Here is a 14,822-nt window from a genome sequence, read left to right on the forward strand (position 1 = left end):
CAAAGGCATCAAAAGAGTTCATCTCTTTTAATTTCATTAGAGTGCAGAAGTTCGGTATCATTATAATTGCAAAATAGCAAATTGATCTTTGCTTCCTCATTTGGAAGCAGAAAAACAAAACACCGGAAAGCTCTCATTAATATCTCAAGTAGAATACTGGGAGCGTCTTCAGTAAGCGAAATATCATTCTGGTAAAACGCTTCTGAACCGCATCCATGATCCATAGATTCTAAAGACTTGAACCGAGATACATTCTATGAGGAAACCGTAGAAAGACCTCCTATTCTGAGAGCAGTTTTAGTATTACAAAATGTAATTTTAAAATACTTTACATCGTCCATACTTCTTAGTTTTTCTTTTAAGACTTCAATAGTTTTAGAATCCCCTAAATATTCGACCTCCCTCAAAATATAAAAAACCGAATAATTTTATATAAAAAAACTACATTTTTCTCAATACAAGTAAAAGTTTACCACTATTTATTAACTTTTGAATAGAGTTTTTTTATATTATTAGTAATAATTTAAATATTAATAATAAATTTTAAATAAAATATAAAATCCCAACATATAATCAATTGAGATAGAGGTAGGAGACTAACTTCTGTCGGCCTCAAACCACCGTACATACGGTTCCATATACAGCGGTTCAAAATTATACGCAATTGTTCATAATCTTATCCTTAGGCTCTTCAATCCTTGTTTTCGCAGTATCCCTTTCAAAAAACTCTCTATTTGTATGCTTTCTCTCCAGCACCTAATTATTTACTTAGATTTTCGACTCCACTTCTTCGGTTCTTCCACTCCTTCCATAGAATCATTCTCAGTCTACGTGTAAACCCACCTTCAAGTTCTTTTAGTTTCGATGGTGTATCCATGAGTTTGTAGTATCCTCATTCAATAAAGTACTAATTCAATTCTTTTATTCGGTTTTCCATCTTTATATATTACTTTCTTAACATCATTTCCCGAGTTCTGCTTTGGATCTTAAAATACTTATTTGGAAAATACTGTTTTTTAAAATTTATCTAGAATAATATTAGATAAAAGCAGAATCAATGGACCACCGTATACAAAATTTATCATAAGCCTCCTTGTGAAGTTCCTTCTGTGTTTAGGTTGACTAATCCGTGTCCATTATTCCTGCTTGTAGGTATGTATAGATTAATCTAAGATGCTTAATCTTTTGAGAGTGTGTCATCATAGATCATAGGTCTGTCATAGTTTTACCTTATCGAAGAATTTTTCAAAATCTATGTCTATTACCACCTATAACCTTCTTCTATATAAACTTGCTCCAATCTGATTACATCATGTGAACGTTCCCCCAGACAAAATTCAAGACTTAGAAAAAAAACGGAGCGTATATACTCGTTAGAACTTTGGAAATAGACTGTTGAAAAGAAAGCTTACCGCCTTCCTTCAGACTATGATATACCCTTATCTTAAGCTACAGCTACTATCACCCTTACCTTACAGTCCAGATCTTCACCTAGGTCGGGTACAAAAAACTTTCAGCCAGTTTGCCAACAGCTCCTTAAGTGTCAAATGCATATGTAACAGATCATTTTCCCAAAATAAAAATATAAAATATAAAATGCAATTATATATTTTATATATAAATCACTGTATTTCTCACTATAAAAGAGGTAATTTCACAAATGATAAAATCATCTAATACTGAAATCTCCCAGCTAAGTGCCCTACTCTTTCAACAGCAGAACTTAGCAAAATACCAGTAATCCTCCCTGCAGGGAATGCTCTTACAAACCTTTCATCTGGCCTACCAATAGCTCTTAAGTGTCAAATACATATATAACGGATAAAATTTAAAAATTTCAAAAAATATAAAATATATATTGCTTTTTTATATAAAATGTTATAAATTTACTTCGAGGGGGGTGAATTACATGAATGATAAAATTATCCAATACTGGAATGATCCAGCTAAACGTTCTACTCTTTCAGCAGCAGAACTTAGCAAAATGCCAGTAAATCCTGCAGGAGATGTTCTTGCAGAACTTTCAGACGCTGATCTTGATAAAGTAGTGGGTGCTGCTGGTTGTGGTGGTACTTGTACATGGACAAAAGATTGCTCAATTTGTCCATCATGGTCTTGTTGGAGCTGGTCTTGCTAATAGCATAAGCTGTTCGAATCACGATCAGATGATTTAAACAGCTAGCACTATTACAAAAATACTTATTTCAGTTCTTTGCAATACCTTTAGAAAGAAGATAGCATTGCTATCTTCTTTCTAATTCTAAAGGTATTTTATATTTTTACATGATACCCCCAATCCTCTATTATTATTCTTACATAATTATTAAAGATTTTATTTACATATAGGAGTGATCCCATGCTTGCAAATCAAGCTTTAAAAAAGGCATTTTTCATAGAAGAAAGAGTCCAAAAGAGCACAACTAGTAATCTCGCTCAAGAAATGCAGCCTGATGACTATTCTAATCTCCGGATCAGCAACTGGATAGACGGGATAGGCAAAAACGAAGATCTCTTTTTAAAAAACTTACATTTACATAATATAGAACACAAGGATTTATATAAAATAATGATAAGTAATAACTATGACTTCGATTCCAGTGCTGAGTGGCTTGCTATTGTTGGTGAATTAGAAAGATTTAATCATCAGGAACCGGAATTGCCACACATTCTCAAAAAAATAATTACTCTTAATCCAAATGAGCCAATTGCTTTTTTTAATTTTTTACTCCCCTTTTTAAAAATTGGGGTTGAGAGAATAGAAAAAGCAGTTTCATTATCTGAAAAAAAACATGGTTTCTCATTATCAAAAGAAAAGGTACTTTTCCAGCTTGTGCGTAATTTGGCCGAAACACTCAGCAAAGTGAGCTTCCGAACTCTAACTTTGGAATTGAATATAGCAAGATTAAAAGAGCTTCTTGTCGGAGAAACACCTCAAGAGCGTTATAAATATTTTTCCTATACACTTTTAACCGATAAAAATTACTTAGCACAACTTTATAAGCAATACCCTGTCTTAGTAAGAATTCTTTCAGGAAAGACAATTAGATGGGCAGATAATTTTGCAGAAATTTACGATCACCTTCTACATGATAAGAAGACAATCGAACAGCATTTTTTTAATGGTACTCCTATAACGGCCATGGAGGATATAAAAACGAACATCTCCGATTCACACAACGGCGGGAAAGGAGTAGTTATCATAGAGTTCAACGGTAACAGGAATCTAGTGTATAAGCCAAGGCCTTTAAAAATCGATGAACAATTTCAACAGCTTTTGTGCTGGTTTAACGAACTAAAAGAGAAAAAATTGGAGCTTCTACCTATCACTCTACTAGATAGGGGTACATACGGCTGGAGTGAGTTTATAGAACATAAAGAATGCTCAACCGAACAGGAAGTAAACAACTTTTATCGTAGAATGGGATATTATTTGGCACTTTTATATTCTATAAATGCTATTGATTTTCACAACGAAAACCTGATTGCCAGCGGCGAATATCCAATGCTAATTGATCTAGAAACTCTCTTTAATCAAGATGCCGTACAGTCAACCGAGTCAGTTACTGCTCAAGAAGTAGCACTTAAAACACTAAGTCAATCTGTTTTGGCTACCAATATCCTACCAGTTTTCACGTTATTCAATAAAGCTGAGGGACGGGGCCTCAACATAAGCGGGATGGCTAACGGTGAGGAACAGATTTATCCTTCCAAAGTACCAGTTATCCAGTCGAATAACACAGATGAACAAAAAGTAGAACGTGGATACATTAAAATTCCTGCCAGCTCAAATTATCCAACATTAAATGGTAAAAAAGTAAGTGTCACTATGTATATAGATGACATGATGGCAGGATTCAAGGAAGCCTATGATTTACTGGCCGCGAACAAAGATTGCCTAAAAAATGAGATCAGCCGATTTAAAAATACAAAAGTAAGGCAGGTATTGCGGGCTACTAACAGATACGGAAACCTTCTCGCTATCAGCTATCATCCGGACTATTTACGGGATGGCCTAGACAGAGAGATGCTTTTAGGAAAATTATGGCTTGATACAGAAATGCAACCAGAATTAAAGCAGGTTCTTCTCGCGGAAAAAGCAGACTTGTTGGAAGGAGATATTCCGTATTTTACAACAGAACCAGGACAACCCCATATCTACGACAGCCACGGGCGTTGCTATGAAAACTACTATAAAACAAGTAGCTTGGCAAAAACACTCGAAAAAATAGATGGGCTTGGTCCAAAAGATTATGAAGAACAGCTACAAATTATTAAACTTTCAATGCTGGCACTTGAATCATCTCCATCAGATAAAAAGTCAAGTTACATCCCTTCCATTCCGGATAACCAAATAGATCGAGATCCGTTCTTAGAAGAAGCAAAAAGAGTAGCGGATTACCTGATAGACAAGTCTATACAAGGAACAAATAATGGACAAGAGGATGTCTCTTGGATTGGGACTCGCCTTACTGACAATGCAGAAAGCCTCTGGAGAATTGCTCCTCTAGGGAATGATTTATATGATGGAATAAGCGGTATTGCTCTGTTTTTTGGTTATTTATATAAATATACTAGAGATTCGAAGTATAGGGCCTATATACAAAAATGTTTACCTCCTATAAAAGACTCTCTTCAGGAGATATTAGCTTATCCTAAGTATGCTTCATTAGGCGCTTTTACTGGAGTATTATCTAATATTTATACGCTTAACCACCTAACAAAAATATTAGATGAACCTTCCTTAATGGAAGCTGTAAATAAAGTGATGCCAAAGCTCATTGAATCTATTCCATATATACAGGAAGTGGATATTATAGATGGTTCAGCAGGCTCACTTATTGTCTGTCTAGATCTTTACAAACAGACAGGAGATGAAATCTTCTTGGAAGCATCAAAGAAATTCGGAGAACATATTCTTCAAAAAGCTATACCTCAAACTATAGGCATTGGTTGGAAGATATCCGTCTCCGAAGATGCATTACCTGGTTTCTCTCACGGAACTTCTGGTATTGTTTGGGCCTTGCATGAACTTTATCAACTGACCGGGGAGCAAATGTTATATGATACCCTCAAACAAGGATTAGCTTATGAACGAAGTCTGTACATGGAAGACAAAAAGAATTGGGCCCTCCCAAGCGCTGCTGAGCTGCCTCAACTCCCTTGTGCTTGGTGTCATGGAGCATCGGGTGTAGTTTTATCTCGTCTGCTATTGAAAGAGGCAGGTTACTCCGATTCTCTTATTGACATTGAAATCAGAGACGGTTTAGAGACCATTATAAAAGAAGGATTCGGTAGAGACCATTCCCTTTGTCATGGAGATGTAGGAAATTTAGATGTGCTGTTGCTGGCAAGCAAAGTACTTAAAGAGGATATTTGGAAACAGTACAGCTATGCAGTAGGAGAACATGTATTGGATGAAATTCAACAAGGTGGTTGGAAAAGCGGTCTCCCTCAGTACCTAGAAACATATGGTGCAATGGTAGGCATTTCAGGTGTCGGCTTAGGACTACTTAAGCTTTATGATATAAACGGGGTTCCTTCAATAACTCACTTAGAATCTATAACAGCACTAAAATAAGTTTTGAATTTCAACTACCTATAGCTCTAGATATCTAGAGCTATAGGTAGTTTATAGGAGGTTAAATAATGTCATCTAGACAGAAGCAAAAAAGAATAAAGCGCTGGACAAATGTTCCGGTTATCAGGCAGGTGAGTCAAAACGAATGTGGGCCAGCCTGTCTTTCTATGATTTTTGCTTTCTACGAACTTAAAGTTCCTCTTTACATTCTTAGCGAAGAGTGCCAAGCATACAGAAACGGAGTCAGCGCATTAACTTTAAAGAACGTCTCAGAAAATTACGGATTCAAATGCCGTGCTTTTAAGATAGAAAAACTGGACCAACTCCATCAAATTACTTTGCCTGCTATCCTACACTGGGATCACAGCCATTATGTAGTTTTGGATAAAATCAAATCTGGATCAGCAATCATTATTGACCCTGCTCAAGGCAGAAAAAAAATAAACCTAACGGAGCTAGAGCAGCATTTTAGCGGAATAGTGCTTACGTTTGAATGCACAGAGCGAGTAAATAAGGGATCCAGTAATAAGAGCAGTAACAAAATGCTTCTCTATTACGCTATGATTAAACCGAAGTACAGCATTTTAATGATTATATTTTCCATCCTTGTTCAGGCCCTTAGCCTGACCGTACCCTTTATGATAGGTTATATTGTCGATAGGTATATGGATTTTGAAAAATCCTCTATAATCAGCAATATTTTTTTAATTATAGGAGCCATTTTTGTTACTAGCCTACTTTTTTCCTATATTAGAAGTATTCTATTTGCACAGCTTCAAAGACATATCAGTACTAAGCTATCTGCAGATTATCTAACACATCTATTAAAACTTCCGCTTACCTTTTTTGAACAACGGAATACAGGAGACCTTGCAACAAGACTGAACAATATCTCGATGATTCGGGAGATCCTATCAACTACCGGAATCGCAATAATTTTGGATGTAACAATGATTTTGATATGTCTAATTACCATGTTTACACAGTCAGTATTTTTAAGTGGAATAACCTTAATAATCGCCATAACTGAAATTTTTCTGATGCTTCTCTTTTTAGGTTCAATAAGAAGCTATTCACAACAAGAATTGGCGGTTCAGGGGACCGCTCAAAGTTATTTGATGGAAGGACTACGTAGCATTCTACTAGTTAAGTCTACACGAAGGGAAGACAAAATTCTTAATGGCTGGACAGAACTATTCTCGGAGCAAATGAATTACTTCTCCTTAAGGTTTTCTCGAAGTGGTCTTTTAAACAGCATTGTAAGCAGCATGGGCTTAGTTGCTCCGCTACTTCTTTTAATGCTGGGAATGAGGGAGATTTCTAATGGATTTATGACTATCGGTGCCCTAATAGCATTTAATTCTTTAGCTCTCTCCTTTTTAACGCCCATTAATTCTCTCATTACTTACTTTCAATCCTTTCAAATTTTGTTCAGTGCTTTTGAAAGGGTCTTTGATGTACTCTCTGCAAAAACAGAGCAAAATCTACAACTTAGCGGAAAAACAAAAATCGATTTTAAGAATACTCCTATAGTTTTTGATGATGTAAGCTTCGCCTATAAAGGAGAATCACCTGTCTTACATAACATTTCATTGAGTATAGAACCAGGACAAAAAATAGGTATTGTAGGACCGACTGGTAGTGGAAAAAGCTCTTTAATTAAATTACTGCTTGGGCTCTATTCCCCTTCCGAGGGCTCTATTTATTATGGATCAGAACATATGAATCAGGTGGATTATGAAGATTTGAGAACTCAAATTGGCATAGTCCTTCAGGAAACGTACCTGTTTAATGACACAATTTATAAAAATATATCTTTCTTTGAGGACTTACCTGTAGACCAATTGGAGCAAGCCGCCCAACTAGCATCACTACACGAGGATATCCTTTCAATGCCGCTTAAGTATAACACGGTTATCGGGGAAAACGGCCAAAATTTATCCGGGGGACAAAGGCAGAGATTAGCCATAGCCAGAGCTCTAGCTACGAGCCCTTCTCTTTTAATTTTAGATGAAGCAACCAGTCAGATGGATTCACTAACCGAGCAGAAGCTTAATGATACTTTCCGGAAAAATGGTATTACCCAGTTGGTTATCGCTCATCGTTTGGCAGCCATTACTGATGCAGATGCTATCATTGTTATGGATCAAGGGCGTATCGAGGCAATCGGCAGCCACGATACTCTGCTTAATGAATGTGAACTTTATCGCCTGTTGTGGTCACAACAAGCGAAAATGATAACATATAGTTAAAAAATAAACCCGCATCTCATCAGATGCAGGTTTATTTTTTTAATAAGCGTAAAGTGAGAATTAATTACTTAAAAGAGATAGTCTAATTTTATTGTACAAAATTTTTTCGTTGGATTAATCACGATCTATAATGTAAAATGCCTCTATACTCAAACAGGGGAACGATAAAAATTATTCTCTTCTCCATCTTCCCAAAAAACTCTGGTCTTTAAATTATCCTTTACACGCTTTAATATTTGATGAATTGTATTATTAAGTACGGCACTAAAAAACAATAAAGCTCATCCTGTCTCACAAGACCAATTCAATCAGGTGCTGCTTCTTAGTATTCAAAGACAAAAAAATATTTAGGGTGAAAAACTGCCCACAAAGCTTTTCAGTAGGAACTTTCGCACTTAGATTGACAAACTATAATTTATAGGAGGTGATTACTGAACTAAACTTTACACAATGACTAAATGAAATTTTTTATATAAATATCTCCTTTAGCTATTTCGTTTTTAAGGGCATAGAGATAGAATATGTTCTTAAAAACGAAATATCCAAAGTCTAATAAATAGACTTTGGATATTTCGTTTCATCTTTTACATCAAATTGTAGGTTATGCAAACATTTCCCCTAAAGGTCCAAAAAAGAACAAGATAGCTAAAACAACTACTGCTACCGCCATAATGGTAATAATGGTGCCTTTTTTCACTATAATTCCCTCCTTATTTTGGATAGGTATTTATTTCATTTCAGTACGCATGAAATTCCAGACTCCAGCTAAACTAAACAAGAGAAAACCACCTATTACTGCTAGGTACAAATCTTGGGTTGTCTGTGTAAATCCAAGTTGATTTTCGGGTGTCATAGCATAAGCAGGCTGTGACCAAGGATAATATCTTCCATACTTTGAACCTGTCACAAAGATATTCGGAATTATAAAAGCAAAATTCAAGGCAATTGGAAGAGAAAAGTTTTTCCATTGTATCGCCAGCCAGGTTTGAAGGGCTATAAGAGGCAGAATGGACAACCACCCATTTAGAAACAGGCCTAAAAATTCGAAATATGGAAATGTTCCTGTCACCCCCATCACTTTCCCTAATATAAGGAAATACAAAAACATCATAACATTTGTCATTCCTACCAACAGCCAACCCCATATCATCTTTGATAGATAAAAGTATACTTTTGGAATAGGATAGGACAAAAGTTGCTTCCACCCCCCATTTGCATGTTCAAAACGGCAGAGTATTGCCAGATACACACTTGAAAGTAGTGGACAAAGAACAGTTCCATACAAAAACTCGACTTGGGTCCATGCCCCCGTCCATCCTACCATTCCATTCTCTTCAAAAACATGGATATGAGTAACATAGTTGGCCACTCCAACAACAGTAAGAAATAGAGGTGTTATCAGAATAATCAGCCAAATTTGTGTATAGTTCCTAAGCTTCAGCCAATCATTCCATAATACATCTTTAAACATACTCTTCCTCCTAATCTACTTCTCTATTGGAAAAATGTATCGATCCAATGATAGTGAAAAATAAGCCCATGCCAAGGCTAATCCAAACCCATTCCCACTGGTAATTAGGGGAATTAACTATACTAGAAAAATCAGTAATGATATTTTCATTTGAAAATGTTACTTGGTATGGCAGGACCCACGGAAGATATTGTGTAACCCCCGGCAGCTGAATCAAAAATAGCCCCAAGGCTATTCCTACTCCTCCCATCATCATCGGTATCGCCTGATTATTTAATACCATGGATATCCATAGCTGCAGCCCAATAAGAGCAAAAGAAGTCAGATATGGAAACATTGTAAAATAAAAGATTCTGGAGGCATTAAATGTAGCGCTCCCTCCAAATAAAAATCCAGAAAGGCACATAGCACCCATTAAAAATAACCCCGAAAATAGTACACCAAAGCATATCCACATGTAGCGCGTCCAATAGTATTGAGTCTTGGATATTGGCATAGAAAAGATAAGTTTCCACGACCTTGCCTGGTGCTCTAAATTAGCAATATACGAGCATAAAATTGTAACGGAAAGGTGGATAATAAAATAGTTGCCGTAAAATGTAATCATCCATATGGTACCCCAAATGTTATAACTCCTACCTTCCGAGACCTCCTGCTGTATATCACCAGCATTCAGCAAAAGTAGCAGAGTTACCCCTCCTACTAATACAGCAGGGAAAAATAGGACAAGTCCCCAAAACCATGAACGTTTTATTTTAACTAAATCGGACGAGAATATCGGTCCCATTATAAGCTCTGTCCTTTCCCTGTAAGATCTAAGAAGATATCTTCAAGTGACTTTTTCATACCTTCCAGGCGGGAGACTGTAAATCCGGCCTCTACTAGTACCTTGTTGGCTTCCCCAGCTATAGATGGTGAAGATTCTTGAATATACACAGTCCCTTCTTCCTCTTCAAAATTTGCCTCAATGCCTTTATGTTTAAGAGAACTAGCTGCTTCCAAGGGCTTATCGACTTTTATTTTAATTTTAGGTTCACTTTCTTTCCTTAGAACCTCAATAGAATCTTGAAAAAGCATCTTCCCATTTTGAATAATACCCACCTGAGTTGCCATCAACTCTATTTCACTAAGTAAATGACTTGAAACCAAAACAGTCATTCCAAACTTTGCAGGCATTTCTTTAATAAGTTCACGTATTTCATGAATACCAGCAGGGTCAAGACCGTTGGTTGGTTCATCTAGAATTAAAAGCTGCGGACGATTCAACAAAGCAGTTGCAATACCCAACCTTTGTTTCATTCCTAGGGAATAATTTTTAACCTTTTTATCCTTGGCACCTTCTAGCTGAACAATTTTGAGTACCTCCTTTACTCTATCTGTATTATCTATTCGCAGCAGTCGCCTGGCAGCTTCTAAATTTTCATATCCGCTGAGATGACCGTAGTAGGTCGGTGTTTCAACAAGAGATCCAATTTTCCCTAAAATTGACAAGCGATCCTTCTTTAAATCCTGATCAAATATCTTCACATCACCTTTAGTGGGGCGAATAAGACCAAGCAACATACGAATAGTCGTAGTTTTCCCTGCACCGTTCGGACCTAAAAATCCGTAAATCTCACCTTGACTGACTTTCATGTTTAAAGAATCTACAACTATATTTTTTTTGTAGGTCTTTGTGAGATTATTTGTATTGATAATTAGTGAGTTCATTTTGTATCTCCCTTCACTATTTAATTAAGGAATAATTACCGTCTAAGGAGTCACTAGTGCCCCACCTAAAGAGGCAAGACAAGCTGTAATATCCTGTATGGCTTTTTCAATCCGTTGAATAGAATTTATATCAATTGAAAGCTGGTCTTTTTGCTCATTTATACAGTTCATTATTTCTGCTCTTTCTTTTGAGTTAAAATAATCTTTTAATAATCCTGTCTCTTTCAGCAAATATAAAAGAACAACTGTCTGTTCATCAGGAACTTTATTATAGATGAGCTGAGAATGAATCATTTTAACAACTTGTTCTCGCGATTGATTAATCTCGGTGATTTTTCGTAGAGGTAGAAAAGGAACTTTTAAACCTAAGGTGATTGCCCCTTTTTTTTGCAGTTCTTGAAGAATAGAATTGTGTATCTTTCCTCGTAACCGGGTTTTGAAATGGAAATACTTAATCCAAGCTTTTAATTTTCTCGTTCTAAATGATTTGACAAGAATAAGGATAACTTGGTCCAAATAATCATCTCCAGTTGTATCAGCATCAACAACTATAACTTTTCCCTTTGTATCCAACTCTATTTTCTTTTTTAAAAGTAATTCAATAAATATAGCCCCAATGCTATATGTTTCTGTATAGGAACGATACTTCAAACGAAGATGATTCGCCCCTAATAGAACTATTTCTTCTGGCAAAGAAAGCCGATGTTCCATAAATTCACCCTCTATATTAAATAATGTTTAGATAGCTAAAGCCATACATGGAACCAATAGTGAATATAGTTGTCCAAACAGCTAAGCTAACAGTCATCCAACTTATCACTTGCGTCCGAGAGGAACCAAATGTTAAGGCCAAAACAGCAGCAATGTCAGTACCAACAAAAATTGGCGCAAGAAGCGCTAGACCTGGAATACCGTATCGCTCCCAAATTTTTCTGGATCTTGTTTCTTGTTTGGAGGGAGCCGTAATCCCTTTTGCTTTTCTTCTTTTTTCTCTCCATGCGTAAAATTGCTTAAAGAAAAATCCTAGTAGTAAAACTAAAAGCAAGTTACCAGTAAAAGCCACTATTGCAACTCCAAACGGTGGCAGCCCCCATGCCACACCGATAGGAACTACAATAGATACATCCATCCAAGGAGCGAAAGCAACAACAAAAATTACAACAAATTGCAAGACAGTCGATTGATCTTGTGCCCATTCAAGCATTACATCACTTCCTTTTTAATATTTATTTAATTTACGAACCGTCAGCCAATACACCAGGTATTGACCAATACCCAAAAATCCAATGGCGAAAAAGGGAGTAAGAACAAACTCAGAAAATAGGAAACAAATTCCTGCAGTAACCGGCAATCCAACTGAAAAGAAGATATAAACATTTCTACATGCTTTATGAGTAACCCATTGCTGCCCTTCGTCCATGTCAAGAAATTCGGAAGGAAGAAGCCCAGAGAAGCGGATTCTGTTTTCAGGATGTTTTTGGTTATAGTATCTTATCAGGATCGTCCAAATAAAAGTTAAGGCAGTAAGTAGAAAGAGACATATCCTAGCCAACAACTGTTTTTCATCCTGAGGATTATACAGAGAAAAAATAAAAAAAGTAACTAACAGAATAAATAAAAACAGAGGAACAATAGGAGATTTTATTAGTTTTTGTAACATTTTGCTCACCCTTTCTCTTCGAGGAAAAAAACTTCTTCTACTGTAACTTGAAAAGCTTTGGCAATTTTTAAGACTAACGTTATGGAGGGTGCATAATCCCCTTTTTCAATCAACCCAATCGTTTGTCTTGTGGCCCCAATTTTTTTAGCCAAATCTTGCTGAGACCACTTGTGACGTGCGCGCATTTCTCTGACTCTATTAATTAGCATCCCACTAACCCTTTCCATAAATTAACTAATTTTAGAATAAATTAAATAATTATAAATGTCAATAATCATTTTCATTTTGCAAAGGATAATTGCGTAAATATAAAAAAAACACCCAAATTCATCATTTAAATATATTTATTTAATACAAAATATATATATTAATGGTTTTTTTTTACTTTACATATATAAAATTAAAGCTTATTATTATTTTATGAATATTTTGTTATAAATAGGGATTTTTTTCAACTTTTAAAGATTAACTTAATAATAAAGGTGGTGTACTAAATGAGTAATTTGTTCTTAAAAGAAAAGAAAGCTCTAGAAGTAAACGGATACAAGAAATTCCAACTTGCAGATTTACCTGTTCAAAACCTAGAAAAAGATTTTATGCAGATGACAGCCGAATTTGATCGATTACCGGTAGATACATACTCATTAGAGAGTCACAGGTACAGAAGATATTCACGCGCACTGATTAATCCTTGGGATAATCATTTTCAATGGCTTCCTAATCACTTTGACGAACAAGGGCAACCTCAATCTCTGTATTTTCAAGGAAGCTTTAACGCTGAATACCTCGCTGAGTACCGTGCTTTCCCTTCACTTAGCGAAGAAATAAAGGAAAACGAACTCTTAAAAGAAATAATAAAATATGATTTTAATGAAACATTCTGGGATACACATGACAAGTTACTTCCTGTTCATGTTGGTGTACATTTTGTAAAGTATATGGTCACAGAAGATGGTCAGGAGTCTATCGCTTCTCCAAATACCCTGCATCAAGATGGAGAGCCCTTCACCTTTGTCCACTTAGTCACCTATAAAAATGTGATTGGCGGGACTAGTACGATTGCCACCACGAATTGTGCCGGTTTAAAAAGGGAAGATGTTGATAAAAAATTCATTCTTGATGAGTTTGATCTCATAAATCCTCTTGACTCTTATGGTGTTTGTGACCAAAAGGTCAGTCACTATGTTAAAGGAGTGAAAAAAGGAAAGGAGCCGCAACCAGCTGAAAGAGGTGTCCTTCTTATTGACTTTACTCCTACTGTTATTGCAATCACCTAATAAATTATATAGAGCTTAAAATGGTTTCCTCTTAATTTTATATTTATTTATGTAACCACTATATAGTGACACTTCTGTTGTCTTTTTTTCCTCGCAAAAATCAATGATTCACAACTATCAAGAGAGAGGATCCTCCTCTCTTTTGACTTTTATTGAAAGTTTTATATTCATATCTGGTAAAGGGATATTCTATTCTAATACACTTGGGCACCTACTAAGAATAGATTTATACTTGAGGTAGCCTAATAAAATGGCATTTATTATATAAAGAAGAAAATATTCTATAGACATGAAGATTCGAAAATTTTGGATAAAGATCCTTCCACGACATACTCATCTGTAGATTCATTACGAAACCGTTAATTTATGCACCTTTAAAATAACTGTAAATGTCAACATAAACATGTACAAAGTTAATCATTTTCTTTACTGAAATGATCTTTAATTCGATACGATTGCCCCACAATGCTCACAACTGTGGCGTGATGTAAGACACGATCTAGTATGGCATTCGCGATTTTAGGATCTTGGAAGATTTCATCCCATGACTCGAAATTAACATTCTTAATTAAGATCGTACTTCGTTTTTCATAACGCATATCAATGAGTTTGAAGAATAGTTTTGCATCCTCCGGATCAATTGGTAAATATCCAATTTCATCAATGATAAGTAATTTATACTTTGTATAGTTTTTTAATCGTGATTCTAAGCGACTCTCAATTTTTGCACGTTTTAAATTTTGAAGTAGATCATGACATTTAATAAAATAAGTACTTGTTCGTTTTTTAGCTGCTGTCTATAATCACTAAGTAAAAACCTCATAGAGCTAAAGAAAGTTTATTAGTACCAATAACGTTGATTATGTAAATGAAA

11 protein-coding genes and 2 pseudogenes are annotated in these 14,822 nt (G+C 35.6%); 4 read left to right on the forward strand and 9 right to left on the reverse strand.

What is annotated here, in order from left to right; translation table 11 throughout:
• Nucleotides 1-760: 760 nt before the first annotated feature.
• A pseudogene (locus tag KFD70_RS03735) lies at nt 761-880 on the reverse strand (group II intron maturase-specific domain-containing protein); the annotation flags it as partial.
• A 1,029-nt stretch (nt 881-1,909) separates the two neighbouring features.
• Between KFD70_RS03735 and KFD70_RS03740 the strand changes: the two are divergent.
• The 3 genes from KFD70_RS03740 (at nt 1,910) to KFD70_RS03750 (ending at nt 7,830) form a co-directional block, all read left to right on the forward strand.
• Nucleotides 1,910-2,137, forward strand: coding sequence for a mersacidin/lichenicidin family type 2 lantibiotic (locus KFD70_RS03740; protein ID WP_336451716.1), 228 nt, complete (start codon nt 1,910-1,912; stop codon nt 2,135-2,137).
• 219 nt (nt 2,138-2,356) lie between these two features.
• The gene (locus KFD70_RS03745) at nt 2,357-5,578 is read left to right on the forward strand and encodes a type 2 lanthipeptide synthetase LanM family protein (RefSeq protein WP_336451701.1); all 3,222 of its coding nucleotides are present in this window, start codon (nt 2,357-2,359) and stop codon (nt 5,576-5,578) included.
• A 68-nt stretch (nt 5,579-5,646) separates the two neighbouring features.
• Nucleotides 5,647-7,830, forward strand: coding sequence for a peptidase domain-containing ABC transporter (locus tag KFD70_RS03750; RefSeq protein ID WP_098507776.1), 2,184 nt, complete (start codon nt 5,647-5,649; stop codon nt 7,828-7,830).
• A 727-nt stretch (nt 7,831-8,557) separates the two neighbouring features.
• Here KFD70_RS03750 and KFD70_RS03755 read toward each other — a convergent pair.
• Genes KFD70_RS03755 through KFD70_RS03785 form a run of 7 tightly spaced genes read right to left on the reverse strand, consistent with a single transcriptional unit; the run spans nt 8,558 to nt 12,880 of the window.
• The gene (locus KFD70_RS03755; protein ID WP_062821225.1) at nt 8,558-9,301 is read right to left on the reverse strand and encodes an ABC transporter permease; all 744 of its coding nucleotides are present in this window, start codon (nt 9,299-9,301) and stop codon (nt 8,558-8,560) included.
• A gap of 10 nt (nt 9,302-9,311) precedes the next feature.
• A complete protein-coding gene (locus KFD70_RS03760; RefSeq protein WP_336451700.1) occupies nt 9,312-10,088 on the reverse strand; it encodes an ABC transporter permease in 777 nt (258 codons plus the stop codon).
• Nucleotides 10,088-11,011, reverse strand: coding sequence for an ABC transporter ATP-binding protein (locus tag KFD70_RS03765; RefSeq protein WP_098541833.1), 924 nt, complete (start codon nt 11,009-11,011; stop codon nt 10,088-10,090). The genes KFD70_RS03760 and KFD70_RS03765 overlap by 1 nt, the downstream gene beginning before the upstream one ends.
• A gap of 42 nt (nt 11,012-11,053) precedes the next feature.
• Nucleotides 11,054-11,722, reverse strand: a complete 669-nt coding sequence (locus tag KFD70_RS03770) for a GOLPH3/VPS74 family protein (protein WP_098507779.1) — start codon at nt 11,720-11,722, stop codon at nt 11,054-11,056.
• 16 nt (nt 11,723-11,738) lie between these two features.
• Nucleotides 11,739-12,215, reverse strand: a complete 477-nt coding sequence (locus KFD70_RS03775) for a small multi-drug export protein (RefSeq protein ID WP_098507780.1) — start codon at nt 12,213-12,215, stop codon at nt 11,739-11,741.
• 15 nt (nt 12,216-12,230) lie between these two features.
• On the reverse strand, nt 12,231-12,671 hold the full coding sequence (locus tag KFD70_RS03780; RefSeq protein ID WP_336451699.1) for a hypothetical protein: 441 nt from the start codon (nt 12,669-12,671) through the stop codon (nt 12,231-12,233).
• A gap of 5 nt (nt 12,672-12,676) precedes the next feature.
• A complete protein-coding gene (locus KFD70_RS03785) occupies nt 12,677-12,880 on the reverse strand; it encodes a helix-turn-helix transcriptional regulator (RefSeq protein ID WP_098507782.1) in 204 nt (67 codons plus the stop codon).
• Nucleotides 12,881-13,165: 285 nt separating this feature from the next.
• Between KFD70_RS03785 and KFD70_RS03790 the strand changes: the two genes are divergently transcribed.
• Complete coding sequence (locus KFD70_RS03790; RefSeq protein WP_098507783.1) at nt 13,166-13,948, forward strand: 2OG-Fe dioxygenase family protein; 783 nt, start codon at nt 13,166-13,168, stop codon at nt 13,946-13,948.
• A gap of 413 nt (nt 13,949-14,361) precedes the next feature.
• Here KFD70_RS03790 and KFD70_RS03795 read toward each other — a convergent pair.
• Nucleotides 14,362-14,742: pseudogene (locus KFD70_RS03795) on the reverse strand (ATP-binding protein); the annotation flags it as partial.
• Nucleotides 14,743-14,822: the final 80 nt, after the last annotated feature.

Source organism: Bacillus pfraonensis, from assembly GCF_050768835.1.
Lineage (GTDB): Bacteria > Bacillota > Bacilli > Bacillales > Bacillaceae_G > Bacillus_A > Bacillus_A pfraonensis.

Bases quoted from the DNA above. Each gene is read 5' to 3' on its own strand.
- KFD70_RS03740 (WP_336451716.1), top strand. From the start codon at position 1,910: ATGAATGATAAAATTATCCAATACTGGAATGATCCAGCTAAACGTTCT.
- KFD70_RS03745 (WP_336451701.1), top strand. From the start codon at position 2,357: ATGCTTGCAAATCAAGCTTTAAAAAAGGCATTTTTCATAGAAGAAAGA.
- KFD70_RS03750 (WP_098507776.1), top strand. From the start codon at position 5,647: ATGTCATCTAGACAGAAGCAAAAAAGAATAAAGCGCTGGACAAATGTT.
- KFD70_RS03755 (WP_062821225.1), bottom strand. From the start codon at position 9,301: ATGTTTAAAGATGTATTATGGAATGATTGGCTGAAGCTTAGGAACTAT.
- KFD70_RS03760 (WP_336451700.1), bottom strand. From the start codon at position 10,088: ATGGGACCGATATTCTCGTCCGATTTAGTTAAAATAAAACGTTCATGG.
- KFD70_RS03765 (WP_098541833.1), bottom strand. From the start codon at position 11,011: ATGAACTCACTAATTATCAATACAAATAATCTCACAAAGACCTACAAA.
- KFD70_RS03770 (WP_098507779.1), bottom strand. From the start codon at position 11,722: ATGGAACATCGGCTTTCTTTGCCAGAAGAAATAGTTCTATTAGGGGCG.
- KFD70_RS03775 (WP_098507780.1), bottom strand. From the start codon at position 12,215: ATGCTTGAATGGGCACAAGATCAATCGACTGTCTTGCAATTTGTTGTA.
- KFD70_RS03780 (WP_336451699.1), bottom strand. From the start codon at position 12,671: ATGTTACAAAAACTAATAAAATCTCCTATTGTTCCTCTGTTTTTATTT.
- KFD70_RS03785 (WP_098507782.1), bottom strand. From the start codon at position 12,880: ATGCTAATTAATAGAGTCAGAGAAATGCGCGCACGTCACAAGTGGTCT.
- KFD70_RS03790 (WP_098507783.1), top strand. From the start codon at position 13,166: ATGAGTAATTTGTTCTTAAAAGAAAAGAAAGCTCTAGAAGTAAACGGA.